Annotated in this window: 19 protein-coding genes and 1 pseudogene; 8 read left to right on the forward strand and 12 right to left on the reverse strand. The window is 62.4% G+C overall.

Features of this window, described 5'->3' with window-relative positions; genetic code table 11:
* Positions 1–124: 124 nt before the first annotated feature.
* Positions 125–1048: pseudogene (gene ku, locus HZZ16_RS20705) on the reverse strand (non-homologous end joining protein Ku).
* A gap of 320 nt (positions 1049–1368) precedes the next feature.
* Here ku and HZZ16_RS20710 point away from each other — a divergent pair.
* On the forward strand, positions 1369–2166 hold the full coding sequence (locus tag HZZ16_RS20710; RefSeq protein WP_246510259.1) for a 3'-5' exonuclease: 798 nt from the start codon (positions 1369–1371) through the stop codon (positions 2164–2166).
* A gap of 9 nt (positions 2167–2175) precedes the next feature.
* Here the strand turns inward: HZZ16_RS20710 and HZZ16_RS20715 are convergent, their stop codons facing one another.
* The 3 genes from HZZ16_RS20715 to HZZ16_RS20725 all read right to left on the reverse strand — a co-directional run bounded on the left by HZZ16_RS20715 (position 2176) and on the right by HZZ16_RS20725 (position 4213).
* Entirely contained in the window at positions 2176–2964 is a 789-nt protein-coding gene (locus tag HZZ16_RS20715) for a TRM11 family methyltransferase (protein ID WP_197951127.1), read from the reverse strand.
* Between the two features lie 77 nt (positions 2965–3041).
* The gene (locus HZZ16_RS20720; RefSeq protein ID WP_197951129.1) at positions 3042–3860 is read right to left on the reverse strand and encodes a class I SAM-dependent methyltransferase; all 819 of its coding nucleotides are present in this window, start codon (positions 3858–3860) and stop codon (positions 3042–3044) included.
* Between the two features lie 167 nt (positions 3861–4027).
* Complete coding sequence (locus tag HZZ16_RS20725; RefSeq protein ID WP_197951131.1) at positions 4028–4213, reverse strand: DUF3606 domain-containing protein; 186 nt, start codon at positions 4211–4213, stop codon at positions 4028–4030.
* A gap of 117 nt (positions 4214–4330) precedes the next feature.
* On the opposite strand from HZZ16_RS20725, the gene ligD (HZZ16_RS20730) reads away from it, so the two are divergent.
* On the forward strand, positions 4331–5251 hold the full coding sequence (gene ligD / locus HZZ16_RS20730) for a non-homologous end-joining DNA ligase (protein WP_197951133.1): 921 nt from the start codon (positions 4331–4333) through the stop codon (positions 5249–5251).
* A gap of 54 nt (positions 5252–5305) precedes the next feature.
* Here the strand turns inward: ligD (HZZ16_RS20730) and HZZ16_RS20735 are convergent, their stop codons facing one another.
* The 4 genes from HZZ16_RS20735 to HZZ16_RS20750 form a co-directional block, all read right to left on the reverse strand.
* A complete protein-coding gene (locus HZZ16_RS20735) occupies positions 5306–5569 on the reverse strand; it encodes a GlsB/YeaQ/YmgE family stress response membrane protein (protein ID WP_197951135.1) in 264 nt (87 codons plus the stop codon).
* A gap of 24 nt (positions 5570–5593) precedes the next feature.
* Positions 5594–6055 (reverse strand): YidB family protein, encoded by a 462-nt coding sequence (locus HZZ16_RS20740; RefSeq protein WP_197951137.1) that lies wholly within the window; start codon positions 6053–6055, stop codon positions 5594–5596.
* Positions 6056–6128: 73 nt separating this feature from the next.
* Complete coding sequence (locus HZZ16_RS20745; protein ID WP_197951139.1) at positions 6129–6749, reverse strand: general stress protein; 621 nt, start codon at positions 6747–6749, stop codon at positions 6129–6131.
* Between the two features lie 35 nt (positions 6750–6784).
* The gene (locus tag HZZ16_RS20750; protein ID WP_197951141.1) at positions 6785–7105 is read right to left on the reverse strand and encodes a PepSY domain-containing protein; all 321 of its coding nucleotides are present in this window, start codon (positions 7103–7105) and stop codon (positions 6785–6787) included.
* A 264-nt stretch (positions 7106–7369) separates the two neighbouring features.
* Here HZZ16_RS20750 and HZZ16_RS20755 point away from each other — a divergent pair, with 264 nt between their 5' ends.
* From HZZ16_RS20755 to ligD (HZZ16_RS20770), 4 genes are read left to right on the forward strand one after another with little or no spacing between them, the layout of a single operon-like run.
* On the forward strand, positions 7370–7570 hold the full coding sequence (locus tag HZZ16_RS20755; protein WP_246510261.1) for a hypothetical protein: 201 nt from the start codon (positions 7370–7372) through the stop codon (positions 7568–7570).
* Positions 7571–9244, forward strand: a complete 1674-nt coding sequence (locus tag HZZ16_RS20760; RefSeq protein WP_197951145.1) for a DNA polymerase/3'-5' exonuclease PolX — start codon at positions 7571–7573, stop codon at positions 9242–9244.
* Positions 9244–9807 (forward strand): MOSC domain-containing protein, encoded by a 564-nt coding sequence (locus tag HZZ16_RS20765; protein WP_197951147.1) that lies wholly within the window; start codon positions 9244–9246, stop codon positions 9805–9807. Before HZZ16_RS20760 ends, HZZ16_RS20765 begins: the two co-directional genes overlap by 1 nt.
* 12 nt (positions 9808–9819) lie before the next feature.
* Positions 9820–10767, forward strand: a complete 948-nt coding sequence (gene ligD, locus HZZ16_RS20770) for a non-homologous end-joining DNA ligase (RefSeq protein WP_197951149.1) — start codon at positions 9820–9822, stop codon at positions 10765–10767.
* A 28-nt stretch (positions 10768–10795) separates the two neighbouring features.
* Here the strand turns inward: ligD (HZZ16_RS20770) and rnhB are convergent, their stop codons facing one another.
* On the reverse strand, positions 10796–11620 hold the full coding sequence (rnhB, locus tag HZZ16_RS20775; protein WP_197951151.1) for a ribonuclease HII: 825 nt from the start codon (positions 11618–11620) through the stop codon (positions 10796–10798).
* Positions 11621–11881: 261 nt separating this feature from the next.
* Between rnhB and HZZ16_RS37230 the strand changes: the two genes are divergently transcribed.
* The gene (locus tag HZZ16_RS37230; RefSeq protein ID WP_246510262.1) at positions 11882–12106 is read left to right on the forward strand and encodes a hypothetical protein; all 225 of its coding nucleotides are present in this window, start codon (positions 11882–11884) and stop codon (positions 12104–12106) included.
* Positions 12063–12986, forward strand: a complete 924-nt coding sequence (locus tag HZZ16_RS20780; protein ID WP_246510263.1) for a DNA topoisomerase IB — start codon at positions 12063–12065, stop codon at positions 12984–12986. The genes HZZ16_RS37230 and HZZ16_RS20780 overlap by 44 nt, the downstream gene beginning before the upstream one ends.
* Before the next feature lie 714 nt (positions 12987–13700).
* On the opposite strand, the gene HZZ16_RS20785 is transcribed toward HZZ16_RS20780, so the two are convergent.
* From HZZ16_RS20785 to HZZ16_RS20795, 3 genes are read right to left on the reverse strand one after another with little or no spacing between them, the layout of a single operon-like run.
* On the reverse strand, positions 13701–14486 hold the full coding sequence (locus HZZ16_RS20785) for a succinate dehydrogenase iron-sulfur subunit (protein ID WP_197951153.1): 786 nt from the start codon (positions 14484–14486) through the stop codon (positions 13701–13703).
* Positions 14487–14501: 15 nt separating this feature from the next.
* Entirely contained in the window at positions 14502–14666 is a 165-nt protein-coding gene (locus HZZ16_RS20790; protein ID WP_197951155.1) for a hypothetical protein, read from the reverse strand.
* Positions 14638–15144: a DUF2243 domain-containing protein gene (locus tag HZZ16_RS20795; RefSeq protein ID WP_197951157.1), complete on the reverse strand. Its 507-nt coding sequence runs from the start codon at positions 15142–15144 to the stop codon at positions 14638–14640. The genes HZZ16_RS20790 and HZZ16_RS20795 overlap by 29 nt, the downstream gene beginning before the upstream one ends.
* Positions 15145–15158 lie beyond the last annotated feature (14 nt).

The raw sequence follows: 15158 nt of genomic DNA on the forward strand, positions 1-15158 counted from the left end.
TATGTTGCGCATTCAGACCGCCAACCTAGGGGTAGGTTTTCCCCCGGCGGGACTTTGGGGGCCCGGGGGCATGGATTCGACTCTTCGCGAACCCATTCGTTCCAATCCCTTGGTGTCTCGAAGATTACGCCGACTTCCGCCGGGCTGCAGCGGGCTTCTTCGCCGCAGTTTCCTTCGCCGGCTTCCTGCCCTCGATCGACATCAGCATTTCCTTCTGGCCGGCTGCCGCCTTGCGCGGCTTCTTGGCGGGTTAGCAGCCTTCGCCGCCGCGGCCTGCTTGCCGACTGATCGGCGCAGCGCCTCCATCAAGTCGACGACAGTGCCGGTAGCAGGCTTCTCCTTCGGCGTGATCGGCTTGCCTGCCCGCTTCTTGTTGATGAGATCAATCAGCGCGGTCTCGTAGTGGTCCTCGAACTTTTCGGGCTCGAACCGCCCTGCCTTTTGGTTCACGATGTGCCTGGCGAGATCGAGCATGTCCTTCGTCACTTTGACGTCCTGGATCTCGTCGAAATATTCCTGCTCGCTGCGCACCTCATACGGATAGCGCAGCAGCGTGCCGACGAGACCCTTGTCCAGCGGCTCAAGCGCGATGATGTGCTCGCGGTTGGTGAGCACCACGCGGCCGATCGCGACCTTGTCCATCTCGCGGATGGTCTCGCGGATCACCGCGAAGGCGTCGTGGCCGACCTTGCCGTCCGGCACGTAGGTAGTAGGGGCGGATCAGGTAGCGCGGGTCGATATCGGACCTGTCGACGAACTCGTCGATCTCGATGGTCCGCGTGGACTCCAGCGCTATCTCCTCGAGCTCTTCCTTCGAAACCTCGATGTACTGACCCTTCTCGAGTTCATAGCCCTTGACGATATCCTCGTTCGGCACCTCGTCGCCGGTGTCGGAATCGACTTTCAGGTACTTGATGCGATGGCCGGTCTGCCGGTTCAACTGGTTGAACGAGATCTTCTCGGACTCTGACGTCGCCGGATAGAGGGCCACCGGACAGGTCACAAGTGACAGACGCAGGAAGCCTTTCCAGTTGGCGCGGGGAGCCATGCACGCGGTACTCCGGAGGGACGGTGCTGGATTCAAGACGAACGGAGCCTGCCGGTTCCGACATGCTCCGGGCCCGCCAACAGGAAAATTGGCCATCTGCCCGCAGCGCCCCCAGGCACGTTCGAAAACGTCGTGAATCGCTTGTTTTCCAGGTACCTCGTGGAGCTTTTGGCCGGTATTGTGGAACCATGGATGCCCTGACCCAGCCCCTCAGAGACGGGCATACTTTGGACCCGGCGGACTTGGCCGCAATGGCCGAGGCACTGAGCCGGTCACCCGACTACCGGATCTTGCGGCGCTTGGTTGCCCGACCGACCTAGATGCCGACTGCGGGGCAAGAGGTCCGGACCGGCGTCCTGCTCGACACCGAGACGACCGGCCTCGACCACGCGAAAGACGAGATCATCGAGCTCGGGATGGTCAAGTTCGACTACACGCCGGACGGACGGATCGTCGGCGTCAGAGACACGTTCTCCGCTTTCAACGAACCGAGTGCGCCGATCTCCGCGGAGGTGACGGCACTCACCGGAATCACCAACGAAATGGTCGCCGGACACAAATTCGACGATGCCGCGGTCGCCGCCTTTGTCGAAAGCGGAGTCATCACGATCGCGCACAACAGCGGCTTCGACAGAAAATTCGCCGAACGCTACTGGCCCGTATTCGAGCACAAAGCTTGGGGCTGCAGCATGAGCGAGATCGACTGGCGCAGACACGGCTTCGCGGGCTCGCAGCTTGGCTATCTCCTTAACGGAGCCGGCTACTTTCACCAGGCGCACCGGGCGGTCGACGATTGCCACGCCTTGCTGGAGATTCTCGCGTTCGAATTGCCGACGATGGGCTCGTCCGCACTGGCGCTCCTGCTCGAGACCGCCCGCAAGCCGACAATGCGAGTCTGGGCGGAGCAGACCGCTTTCGAGCTCAAGGACTTGCTGAAACGTAGAGGGTATCGCTGGAACGACGGGAGCGACGGGCGCCCCAAGTCCTGGTTCATAGACGTCGACGAGACCGCCCTCGACGACGAGATCGCGTTCCTGCGCAGCCAAATCTACATGCAGGACGTCGAGCCAACCGTGCAGAGGCTGACCGCTTTCACGCGATTTTCCTGCCGGGCGTGACGCGGGCCCTCAGGGCGTCCATCCCCGCGTTCCCAGGAGAATGCCGTGATTCCTGCCGGCAACGTTGAAATCGTAGATCTTGAGGTCGGACCAATCGAGCTTGCCTTGAAGTTCGGCAAGGGCGCGCTTATCCAACTTCTCATACACTTGAACGGCGAAAAGGATCCGACTGGCAGGAAATGCCTCGGCGAACTTCGCGATGACCTCGGTTATGGGAGGTTCTGTTCGGCGCAGATCTAGTCCTTCCGTCTCATTCAGCGCAGTGCCCCAAGGCGGCGCCACGAAGACGATCATGGCCTCATCGGGCGCCGTATGGAGTTGCCCCATCATGAGGCGATAATCGCCGTGCTTCAGATCGATGGTCTGGTCAAGGACCGCGAGGTTTTGCTTGGTGAGCTGAAAGATCTGAGGATCGAACTCGAAGGCGATCCCGCGCGATCGCGGCACGTGCCGCAATATCCAGTACAAGGTATTGCAAGAGCCGGCGAAAGGATCCAACACGACCCATCGCCCCCTTGCCGGAAGCGAGGCTGCGACAGCAGCGACGTCCTGCCCGATGCGGTCGGCAACGGCATCTCGGGTGCACTCGACTGCTGTCCGGCCGAGCAAGCGTACCCCTTGCGCGTACCACTGGGCCGGCGTCATGCCGTACAGCCGGATGAAGTCGGGATCGCAGAAACTGTCGCTGCCGTATCGACGGATTTCGTCCAATGTCAGCAGCTCGTTACGTTTCGAACCGTGGAGGAGCAATGTCCGGTCATAGGGCGGCGTCTCGGAATGCTTCGAATGCTCGTTCACGTGTGGTCCTCCTACGATCGGCGTTTCCAATTTCAGGACGCCGGCAGGCCGCCTGAACAAGTAGTCCAGGTCGAGCGTCAGCAAAGCGATGCGACGACGACGAAGGATTCCTGGGGAAACGTCAGCCTGCCGTTCGCCAGCGTTGAGGGATCGAGACGGCCGGCCACGTCGTCGGCGATCTCTGCGATCAATCGCGCGCGGCCGGCCTCATCCTCCCCCTTCAATAGCGCAGCCATCGGGGTCGCGGTGAGCTGGAAGCGAACATAATCGAGCGCCGACGGGAAGCTGATCTGCTTGCTCACGGTCTCGACTTGGGCACGGTCGAATCCGGCCTGGCGCACCCAATTGCCCACTTCGTCGGCGCCGCAGGAAAGATGCTCGGCGCGTTTGGTCCGCGAGGACTCGGCTCCGAGAAACTTGTCCAGCGCCTGCACAAAGGCGTAGGCGGCCGGCGTGCGCTCGATGGAGCTGTACACGCTCAGCCCTAGACGTCCGGACGGCCTGAGGACGCGAGCGATCTCTCTGACGGCCTGCGGCCGATCAGGGAAGAATTGCAGTCCGAGTTGGCAGAGCACGACATCGAAGCTGCGCGACGCGAAGGGCAAACCCAGGGCGCTGCCCTCGATCCACTCTACCTCCCTGGATTTGGCCCGGGCGATGGCCAGCATTGCGCCATTCAGGTCTACGCCGACAAGTCTTCCGACATGGCCGCGCTCGGCCAGCCGTCGCGCCACGACGCCGGTCCCGCACGCCACGTCCAGGACGCTTTCTCCATGTTCCGGCTCGATCCGATCCAGCAGGTCATCGGCCCAGACAGAGGTGATCGCTGGCACGAGATAGCGCTCATACAGCTCGGGAGCGCTGGCATCCATCTGCCAATGTTCGTGTGCTGCCATAACACCCTCTTGAAAATGGCAGGGTGAAAGCAAGTAAGATCAATGCAAAAAGTACCTCATGTTGGCCGATCCCGACGGTCAACACAAGGTTTCCGAAAGTAAGCTAGGGTCCGTCCCGTGGCGGAAAATGAGCGATGCTTCCCGCCGCGTCTGGAGACCGCTCCGGCCTAGCGGCCGAGACGCTTCTCGACCCGCTTGCGGCTGTTGCCGACCTTCTTGACGGCCTTCTTCACGGCCGATGCGGAGCGGCCAGTCTTCTTCGCTTCGTAGCGGACTTCGTAGTCCTGTCCCTTGGCGACTCGTGCCCGGTCCTGCTTGCGTCCACGCGCGGCCTTCTTCTTCGCTGCCGCCATCGGCTCCTCCTCTTGCGAATTTGATGACGATGCAACGTCGCAAGGATTCGCGAGTTCCGGAAACGAATCCTGCCGGCCGGCTTTGAGTCCGCAGGTTGTTGCGTTGGAGTTCGTGGCGTGGCGTTTCAGCGGTGTAAACCGGCGGCGATCGGCGTGAAGGCGCCGTTCCCCGGCTTCGTAGAACCGGCCTTGGCATCGTCGATCGAGAAGGTGCCGTCCGGAGCGCGATGGATTCACGAAATCAAGTTCGACGGCTACCGTGTCCAGGTCCACCTGGCGAACGAAGCCGTGAAGGTCTTCACCCGGCGCGGTCACGACTGGACCAACCGCTTCAAGAAGGTCGCCGACGACGCCTGGCACATCAAGGCGGGGTCGGCGATCGTGGACGGCGAAGTCGTGGTCCCCGCCGCGGACGGCACGACGGACTTCTCGGTCCTTCAGAACGAACTCAAAGGCAGGTCCAGCAGCATCGTGCTGGTCGCTTTCGATCTCCTGTACCTGAACGGCCGCGACCTTCGGAAGCTGCCCCTGTTTCAGCGCAAGGCAGAGCTCAAGAAGATCATCGGCGGCACCGCGATCCAATTCAGCGAGAGCTTCGAGATCGAAGGCCGCGAGATGTTCGCGCACGCCTGCAAGGTCGGCCTGGAGGGCGTCGTCTCAAAGGTACGCGACAGCGCGTACGCCAGCGGCCGCGGCAACAACTGGGTCAAGAAGACCTGCGCGCAGCGAGAAACCCTCGCGATCGCCGGCTTCGCGCTCGACGAAGGCAAATGGGATGGCATCTATCTCGGTCGGCGCAAGGGGGACGACCTGGTCTACGCCGGCAAGGTCGACCACGGTTTCGATAAGGTCTCCGCAACCGACCTGCAAAGGCGCCTGAAGCCCCTAATCCGGAAGACGCAGCCGTACGCGAAGCGGATCGCCCACAAGGGCATCTGGGGGGAGCCCAAGCTGCTCGCCGAGGTCGAGTCCCGGGCGAAGTCCGCGGAAGGGAAGGTCCGGCATCCGTTCTTCAAGGGATTGCGGGAAGACATGTAGTATCATCGTTCGCGCTTTCGCAGGGATTTTCGAAGACGGGCGACACGCCGTGAACTAGATAGCCCGACGGCTTCTGCCTGCGACCAGTCCATAAACGAACAGTACGATAATCGCACCGACGACGGCGCCGACTAGCCCCGCTCCTTCGCCGGGCCGATACCAGCCGAGCGCCTGACCGAGATAGGTCGCCACGAACGCTCCTACGATTCCGAGGATCGTGGTCAGAATGAAACCAGTCGGCTCGTTATCGCCGGGCATGATTAATTTCGCGATGACCCCTGCGATAAAACCGATGATGATCGTCCAGATGATGCCCATGTTTTCCTCCAAGAACTCGTTGCGTTAGCCAGCCGACGAAGAAGGAAGCCGTCCGTCGGGCGTGTATTTGTCCAGGGCTGTCGGCAGCTCGCGGGACAAGCGATCGAGTATCTCCTGCTGCGACAGTCCGGTCTGCTGTTCCAGCTTCTGCAGGACATCCGGACCGATCGCTTGCTTAAGTTCGGGCGGCGTGACCTCCCGGTTCGGCCCGTGATCGACCCAGGACTGCGCGGCGTCACCCTGACCGTTTTGTTTGAAGTGCTCGAGAAGTTCGCCGATCCCGCCGTTGAGCAACGAACCCACTCCACCGCCGCCGACGAGGCCGCCCAAGTTGCCGAGCATGCCGGTTAGCGAGTCCTTGTTACCTGGCGCCGACTGCCCGGAGGTCGCGTTGCGAAACATCTCCGCCAGCTTGTCTCGATTCTGGTAACCGGCGATAGCGAGCATGCCCAAGAGGGCGGTCATCGATGGCATTCCGCGGCTCATTTCCCGCTCCCGTATTCGATCGTTTTCGCGTGAGAAAAAGTGACCCGCCCTGGAGGCGGGTCGCCGACTGACCTTACCGTACGCCTGCGCCGTAGAGTTGGCGCTCGCGGCGGACCTCGTCCGCCCCGTAAGGTTGCGCCGCCGGATCGTAGCTCTTCCACCCCGCCTTTTGCCAAGCCGCGCTGCGGTCGCGCAGATTGACAGCCGATTGGTCGAGGATCGCTTCGTAGCGCGCACGATCGCCGTCAGGAACGCGGGCCGAAACCATCGTGCCGCCGCGCCTTACGCCTTCGGCATAGAGAGGTGCTTCTTCCTCGGAAACGCCAGCTTGCGTCAGCGCACCGACGACTCCGCCCGTGGCGCCGCCCGCGACCGCGCCCAGCGCCGTCGAGGCAAGCCATCCGGCCGCGACCACCGGACCCAAGCCCGGAATGGCCAGCAGTCCAAGGCCCGCGAGCAGACCGGCTGCGCCGCCGAGACCCGCGCCGACACCGGCCCCCGTGGCAGCACCTTCGGCACGATCGTCGACACCGTCGCGGTCGCGATCGACCTTCTTGTCGGTGCTGTACCAGTTGTCGGAATTGTTCGCGACGATGCTCAAGTCCGAATGCGGCAGACCTGCCGCTTCGAGGCTCGTCACCGCGCGCTGTGCGTCGGAATAGTTGTCGTAGAGACGCGTAATGGTAACGGTCATTTTGAGTCCTTATCTGTGTTAGCTGCTGCGCTCGGTTACTTCGCCGCGTTGACGTTGCCCTGGAAGTCAAGGCTGACGTCCGTCGATGTGCCGCCCTTGCTGGCCTTGCCGCGCCACACGCCGTTGTCGTCCTTCTTCAGGCCCGTGACATCGGTGTACCCCGCCTGCTCGATCTTCGATTTGGCCTGGCCCTCGGTGAAGCTGTTGGCTCCCGAAACCGGTTTGTCGGAATTGTTCTGGCCGGAACTGTTGACCGCGTTGTTGTTCGGGCGGTCGGTGGCCGGCGGATTTTGCGCGAACGACGGACCCGTCAGAAGCGAAGCGGCCGTCAGCAGCAGAAGAAGTTTCTTGTTCATGTCGTCCTCCAGTATTGGCCGGGCACAACATGTGCTGCGCCCAGAGGTTCCAAGTTTTCCCGGTCGGATTGACGCAGCACTCAGGCCGGGAGGCCGGCGCCGCGAGGCCGCCGCGGCGCCGGCGTCGGAGAATGAGGCCATGGCTGCTAATCGAACCATGAGGGGTAGCCGGCGTTTACTGACATCATGTCAGACGCTTTCGACTATTTCCGCGCCTACGCAGTCCGGGCTCTTTGCAAGGCGCGAGCGATGCCGAAGGGCCGGATGAAGCACCTGCAGCTTGTGGTCGGCCGGATCTATAACCTCCTCAAGAAGGAGGCGGCTTACAGCCCGAACACGCAGCATCTCGAGGATTTTCGCGCGGCCCTGAAGCTGGAGAGCTCTCTCGATCGTCGGTCAGGCGACCGCCCCGGCGGTCGCCCTACTCCGGCGGCGCCGCAAAGCTCGGACCGGGAGGCTGGCTGAATGCCTTCGCTCGACGCGCGCGGTGTGGCAAGTCTCCTGCGAGAGTACGCGCAGCGCACAGCCTTGGGAGGCGGCAATCCCTACCGGGCGAAAGCCTACTCTCGGGCCGCGGATAGCCTGGCGGCTCTTGCCGACCCGCTCGATGTGCTCATCGCCGAAGACCGGCTCACCGAGATTCCGGGCGTCGGCGATGCTATTGCCGACATCATCGCCAAACTTCACAAGACAGGCAGTCATCCCAGCCTTGATAAGCTGCGGAAGGAATTTCCGGAGGGCGTGCTCGAGATGCTCGCGGTGCCTGGCCTTCGGCCGGAGAAGGTGCTGCGACTCTACAAAGATCTGGGCATCGCCTCGCTCGCGGAATTGGAGGCCGCGGTGAAGGACGACCGCATTAAGAAGGCCAAAGGCCTCGGGGCCGCGTTGCAGACCAAGATCCTACAGAATCTGGCGATCGCGAAGAGCGGTGAAGGCCGCGTCCATCTGCACCGGGCCTCCGCCCTGCTGGCGCACGCCAAGGAGTCGATCCGCAAGTCCAGGCCCGAGCTGAGGCGCGTCACCATTGCGGGCGACTTCCGGCGGGGGTGTGAACTCGTCGGCGATCTCTCGATCGTTGCTGAGGGACTCAAGGCCGCGAAGCCACCGCCGACGGACGGACTGCAGATCCACCTGTCCGACCGCAAGCACTTCGGGGCCGCGCTTTTGTTCGCGACGGGCTCTACCGCCCACATCGAGCAGCTCCGGACGCTGGCCGCCAAAAAGGAAATGCGGTTGGAAGCCGACGGCTTGCACAAGGGGCGCACGCTGATCGCCGGCGAGGAGGCCGAGATCTACCGCGCCCTCGGTCTGCCCTTCATCGACCCAGAGCTGCGGGAAGGGCGCGGCGAGATCGAGGCGGCTCTGAAAGGCAAGCTCCCGAAGCTCGTCACCGACCAGGACCTGCGCGGCATCCTTCACTGCCACACCGATGCCTCGGACGGGTCGGAGACGCTGGAGACGATGGCAAAGGCCACGCGCCAGCGAGGCTTCGAGTATTTCGGCGTGGCCGACCATTCCAAGTCAGCCCACTACGCCGGCGGCCTCTCCGTCGAGGAGGTCGCGCAGCAGCAGCGGGAAGCCGACCGCTTGAATAAGGGCTTCGGCAAGGATTTCCGGATACTCAAAGGCATCGAGTTGGACATTCTGGCTGACGGCTCGCTCGACTATCCGGACGACGTGCTGGAGCGCTTCGATTTCGTGGTCGCCAGTATCCACGGCCGCTTCAAGCTGGACCGCAAGGCGCAGACGCAGCGGCTGCTTCGGGCCATTTCCGATCCTCATACCACCATCATCGGCCACATGACGGGGCGACAGCTCCAGCGGCGGCCCGGCTACGAGATCGACATCGAGAAGGTGCTGCGGGCTTGCGCCAAGCACGACGTCGTCGTCGAGATCAATGCCCACCCGTGGCGCCTGGACCTGGACTGGCGCTGGCACCGGGCGGCCCTCGACTTCGGCTGCATGCTGAGCATCAATCCGGACGCGCACTCGATCCCCGAACTTGACCACATGCACTGGGGCGTCCAGATGGCCCGCAAGGGCGGCGTCCCTGCCGACCGGGTCCTGAATGCGATGACGCTCCCGGAGATCACGCGCTACCTGCGTCAGAAGCGGCGCTCGCTCGCCCGCGCCGCCTGATGTCGCAGGCGCACGATCTCTCACTCGAGGGAAAGGTGGCGGCGGTCGCCGCGGACCCTGGGCACCACTTCAGCAAACCGGTCAAGGATCGCATCGTTCTGGTGGCGGGCCACGGCGTCGAAGGCGACGCCCACGGCGGTCCGTTCGTCCGGCACCGCTATTTGGCACGTCGCCGGCCCCGCCTGCCCAATCTCCGGCAGGTCCACCTGATCCCGGCCGAGCTCTTTGCATTCCTTGGGGAAGCCGGCTTCGAAGTCGCCGCGGGGGACATGGGTGAAAATATCACAACGATTGGCCTGGATCTGGAGCGGATGCCGCTCGGGACCCTGATCGAGCTCGGGCCGTCCGCGGTCGTCGAGCTGACCGGTCTCCGGACGCCTTGCGTTCTGATCGACCGCTTCCAGCGCGGCCTCAAGCGGCTGGTACTCTCGTCGGAGGAAACGGGCCCCCCATTCAAATCAGGGGTGCTGGGCGAGGTCCGAGCCGGGGGACCGGTCGTGGCCGGCGACAGCGCGCGGGTTCGCCTTCCATCCTCGTCGTTTCGGCCTTTGCCGGCCCTGTAGAGAGCCCCTGCCATGGCCCGAAAATCGACCCTGCCTCGGCGCCTGCAGCCCATGCTGGCCACGCTGACGGATGCGCCGTTCGACGATCCCGATTGGGTCTTCGAGGACAAATTCGATGGTTTCCGCATGGTCGCGGAGATCCGGCGTGGTCGGGTCGCGCTCTACAGCCGCAACGGGAAGATCATCAGCCACTCCTACGTCGAGGTCGCGAAAGCGCTAGAGGGCGTAAAGGTGGACGCCGTGATCGACGGCGAACTCGTCGCGATCGGCAAAGACGGCGTCTCCCATTTCCAATTGCTTCAGAACGCCCTGCGCCATGAGGCCAAGCTCTTGTACTGCGCGTTCGACCTCATGTTCGCGGCCGGCGAGGACCTGCGAGCGCTGCCGCTCTTGGAGCGCAAGAAGTGGCTTAAGGCCATCCTGCCGCGCCACAAGCTGATCGCGTTCAGCAACCACCGCAAAGGCAATGGAACAAAGTTCTTCGCAGAAGCTGAGCGAAGGCATCTCGAAGGCATCATGGCAAAGCGCGCCGACAGCCCGTATGCGTCTGGACGCCGGACAGCCGATTGGCTGAAAGTGAAGACCGCGCAGCGCCAGGAGGTGGTGATCGCCGGCTTCACGGCGCCGAGGCGGACCCGGCCTTTCTTCGGCGCTCTCGTCCTGGCGGTGCGGGAAGATGATGGGTGGCGGTACATCGGCCATGTCGGCACCGGTTTCAGCCACCAGGTCCTCGAAGAGCTTCACGGCAAGCTCATGAGCCTCAAGACGGGTAAGTCGCCGTTCCCCGCCAAGGTGAAGGATGAGCAAGTCACGACCTGGGTCCGTCCTTCGCTGGTCGCGGAAGTGAAGTTCGCGGAGTGGACCAGCAAGGGCGAGCTGCGCCAGCCAGTCTATCTCGGCCTGAGGTCCGACAAGAAGGCCAAGGACGTCGTTCGCGAAAAGAGTTGGTCGCGAAAATAGCGCCGCCGAGAAGACACGTCCGACCCCGTCAACCGGCCGCGCGCTCTGTTGCAGAAGGCCACGGCGGCAGGGGCGGCAACCCGAGAGCCTTGCGTACAGGTCCGAACGACTTCCGGTGAGCTGCGCATGCACCAAGCCTGGCGAGAGCATCGTAATGAGCTGGCACCGGGTAGCCCTTATGATCCGCGAAGCCGTAGCCGGGGTGGCGGACGTCGAGAGCCCGCATGACCGTGTCGCGCTCGACTTTCGCCAGGATCGACGCAGCAGCGATGCTCGCGGACTTGGCGTCGCCCTTGATGATGGCCTGCTGGGGGAGGTCGATTTCCTTCAATTTCTTCGCGTCGATCAGCAGGTGTTGCGGCGTCAACCCTAGTCCCCGGACGGCGCGCTGCATAGCCTGGATGCCCGCCCAATAGATGTTGATCGTATCGATCTCCTCGACCTCGACGAACGCCACACACCAACTCTCTGCCTTTGCCTTGATCTCCTTCGCGAGTTCCTCGCGGGCCGCAGCGTCGAGTTTCTTCGAGTCGTCGATCCCGACTATCCGGGTACCCGGCTTCAGGATCACGGCGCCAGCGGAGACCGGCCCGGCAAGAGGGCTCATTCCGGCCTCGTCCACGCCTGCCACGACATGAACGCCGCTCTCCCACAGAGAGGTTTCAAAACTGAGCATCTTGCGGAGGCGCTGCCCTTCGGACCTGTTTTCGAAGCGCCGCTTATCAATCGAAGCCAGGATGGCACGGGCTCCCGCGCGGGTGTCGGCCCGCAAGATCTGCTCCAGGCTGGACTCCAGTGGTCGTTTCTCGACGACATAGCGCTGACGCAACACATCGAGCGAATATTGGGACATAGCGGCCTTCGCACAGACTAAATCGGGAAAGCGTGTCCGTAAACTTTGTGGCGATTGTCTGAAGTTAGGCCTTGCCGCCATCGTCAGCCTGCGCAGCGCCCCGTCGAGAGGAACCGCCTGCTCTAGCTGGGGGCCGGTATTCTGCGCGGCTACTGATCTGCATCTAAGACCCCCCGATCTCCGAACGGAACCAACCGCTGTCTTCATTCCTTTAGAAAGGAGTGGAGCCTCGATCCCAGGGTGCTTCCGAGGGACAGGCCCATGCTCCGAGAGACTCGCGACGAAGAACAGGTTCTGGACCGCACCGCCGAGGTCGCAGCTACCATTGCGGAAGAAGGCCTTCGCTATGTCAGCGACTCCGCGCCCGGTTACACCCGCAAGCGGATGGGGATTACCTTCAGCTACTACGACAAGGACGGCAAGCGCATCACCGATGCCGCCGTTGTCCGACGCATCAAGTCCCATCGGTATCCCGCCGGCCTATGAATCCGTCTGGATCTGCCCCTCGGCGAATGGCCACATACAGGCGACCGGGCTCGATGCTCGGGGGCGCAAGCAGTACCGCTATCACGCAAAATGGCGCGAGCTGCGCGACCAGAACAAGTACGAACACATCGTCCAGTTCGCTGCCGCGCTGCCCGCGCTGCGCGACTGTGTCGCGGCCGACATGAAGCTGGAAGGGCTACCTCGCGAGAAGGTTCTGGCCACGATCGTGAGTCTGCTGGAGAAGACGTTGATCCGAGTCGGCAACGCCGAGTATGCCGAGAAAAACAAATCCTACGGGCTCACTACGATGCGGCGAAAGCACGTTGCGGTGGGCCGCGGCGTCCTTCGGTTCGACTTCACCGGCAAGTCGGGCAAACAGTGGAAACTTCGGGTCGAAGACAAGCGGATTGCCGCCATCGTGAAGCGTTGCGCGGAAATCCCGGGACATGAGCTCTTCAAGTACCTGGATGACGACGGACAGCCGCGTACGGTCGATTCCGGCGACGTCAATGCTTACATCAAGGACATCACGGGCGAGGACTTCAGCGCAAAGGATTTCCGGACTTGGGCGGGGACGGTTCTGGCGGCGTTGGCGCTGACCGAGTTCAAGAAGTACGACAGCCAAGCCGAGGCGAAGCGCAACGTCGTTGCCGCGATCGACAGCGTCTCGAAGCAGCTCGGCAACACGCCCGCAATCTGCCGCAAGTGCTACGTGCACCCGGAAGTCCTGAGCGCCTACATGTCCGGTGATCTCGTTAACATGATCGAAGCCAAGATCGCGCAGAAGTTCAGGCGCCAGTACGCCAAGCTCACTTCGGACGAGATCATGGTTTTGTCGTTTCTCCGCAAGCGTCTCGATTGTCTGAAGGGCTCCGCCTGAGCTTCCGCTCACAGTCGGCATGGCCGTTGTGCTGACCGTGCTACGGTTCCGAAGTTCTTCCGATTTCTGGAGATCCGCGCGAAGACTACTTCCAAGAACTCGTCAGCCCAAGGAACACTCAACCGCCCCCAGTGTTTGATCCATATGCGCTATAGGCGCGAGGCTCTCTTGAGCCGAAGCGGCCCCAGCCCTGGGTCACTGATCCAGGCCTGGGGTCGTTTGATTTCTGCATTATCGGCTCCAGAAATCGAGTGAAAGGCATCCAGGTTCTTGGGATGAGTGTTGGATCTTGAGTGAACGCGACAAAAAAACCGAAACATGTCAACTGACCAGCTTCTTGCGATTATGAAGAGACACTCGGCATCAATGCAAATTCAGCCGATCCGGGAATGGTGCATCTTTCCTATGTCGACCGTCCGAGCGGCAGCGCGTGAAGAATTCGGCGCCGCGAAAGCGAATCGTCTCGGGGGGCGCGCGCTCAAAATGCAGCGTGAACTCCTTACGGCCTCACTATTGGAAAAACATTAAGTTTCGCCTTTCTGGTGACGGCTCCTCCTTCTGAGGCACGCAGGCTGCGAACGTGCTCTCGACTGTCGGTATACGACCGCGTCATGGCATCGGCTTCCGCATTGCGCGCGTCCGAAGCAGCGATTTATCCTTGGAACGCCGACGGATGCTGAAGCTAAAAGTATAGGGACGGTCAACGCGCGGCGCTCAGAATTTTCGCTCCACCATCTTGAGGCGCAGGGCGGAGATGGCTTCTCCGGGATTGAGACCTTTGGGACAGGCCTTCGCGCAATTGAGGATGGTGTGGCAGCGATAGATCCTGAAGGGGTCCTCGAGCATGTCGAGCCGCTCGCCTGTCGCTTCGTCCCGGCTGTCGTAGATCCAGCGCGCGGCCTGAATCAAGGCCGCAGGGCCGAGGAAGCGCTCGGAATTCCACCAATAGCTCGGGCACGACGTCGAGCAGCAGGCGCAGAGGATGCACTCGTAGAGACCGTCGAGCTTGGCCCGATCCTCGTGGCTTTGCCGCCATTCCTTCTGGGGCTCGGGCGATCGGGTCTGCAACCACGGCTCGATCAGGGCAAGCTGTGCGTAGAAGTTGGTGAGGTCGGGGACCAGATCCTTCACCACCGGCTGATGCGGCAAGGGCAGCACGCGGAGCGGCTCGCCTTCTGCAACGTCCTCGCTCATGGATTTGGTGCAGGCCAGCGTGTTCTGGCCGGCGATGTTCATCGAGCAGGAGCCACACACGCCCTCGCGGCAGGATCGTCTGAACGTCAACGTCGAGTCGACGTTGTTCTTGATCCAGATCAGGCCGTCCAGCACCATGGGTCCGCAATCGCTCTGATCCACGAAGAAAGTGTCCAGCCGGGGATTGCGGCCATCGTCGGGATTCCAGCGATAGACATGAAATTCGCGTAACCGCGTGCCGCCGGGCTTTGGCCAGACCTTTCCCTGCTCGATGCGGGAATGTTTCGGAAGCCTGAACTCCACCATGCTCTTTCTCCTCGTTCAGACCGGCGCAAGGCAGCGCAACTTCAGGAGTTCGTCCATCGACAGACCGAACAGGAGGACACGACATAGCGGCGCCATCGCGAGCATCAGCAGCAACACAAAGACGGCGTAGACCAAAGCCGGCGGCGTGCTTCTAACGAGCTTGTAGACTGCCTTGCGCATGCGCTCTCTCCGCTCCCGCACGCGCCATGGCGGCGCCCATCACGGCCATCGCAGCTCCCCAGAGCAGGAAGCCGAGATCCCAGAAGATGCGCTGGCCTTCGGGCGCCGTCTCATTGACCTGATGCAGCCTGAGGATCTGGTGATCGATCACGCCCTCGACCAGGTTGAAGATGCCCCAGCCGAGCAGGATCAGGCCGAGACATTTCCGACGCGACCATTGCAGATCGCTCCTGCGTGCCCGCTGCCAGAGCAAATAGAGAGCAGCAAGTACCGCGACATAAGTGGTGCTGTGGAAGAGGCCGTCCCAGGTCGTGTTCAGCCTGATGTTGTCGATCGAGTCGAGTGGATACCAGCCGCTTAACATATGATGCCATTGCAGCAGCTGATGAAAAACGATGCCGTCGAAGAATCCGCCGAGGCCAAGTCCGAGAAGAACGCCGGCGGACGTCGGGAAGCTGTTCGGTCGCTTGTGTTTCATGTGGTGGACTCGTG

This window comes from Bradyrhizobium glycinis (assembly GCF_016031655.1).
GTDB classification, from domain to species: Bacteria; Pseudomonadota; Alphaproteobacteria; order Rhizobiales; family Xanthobacteraceae; genus Bradyrhizobium; species Bradyrhizobium glycinis.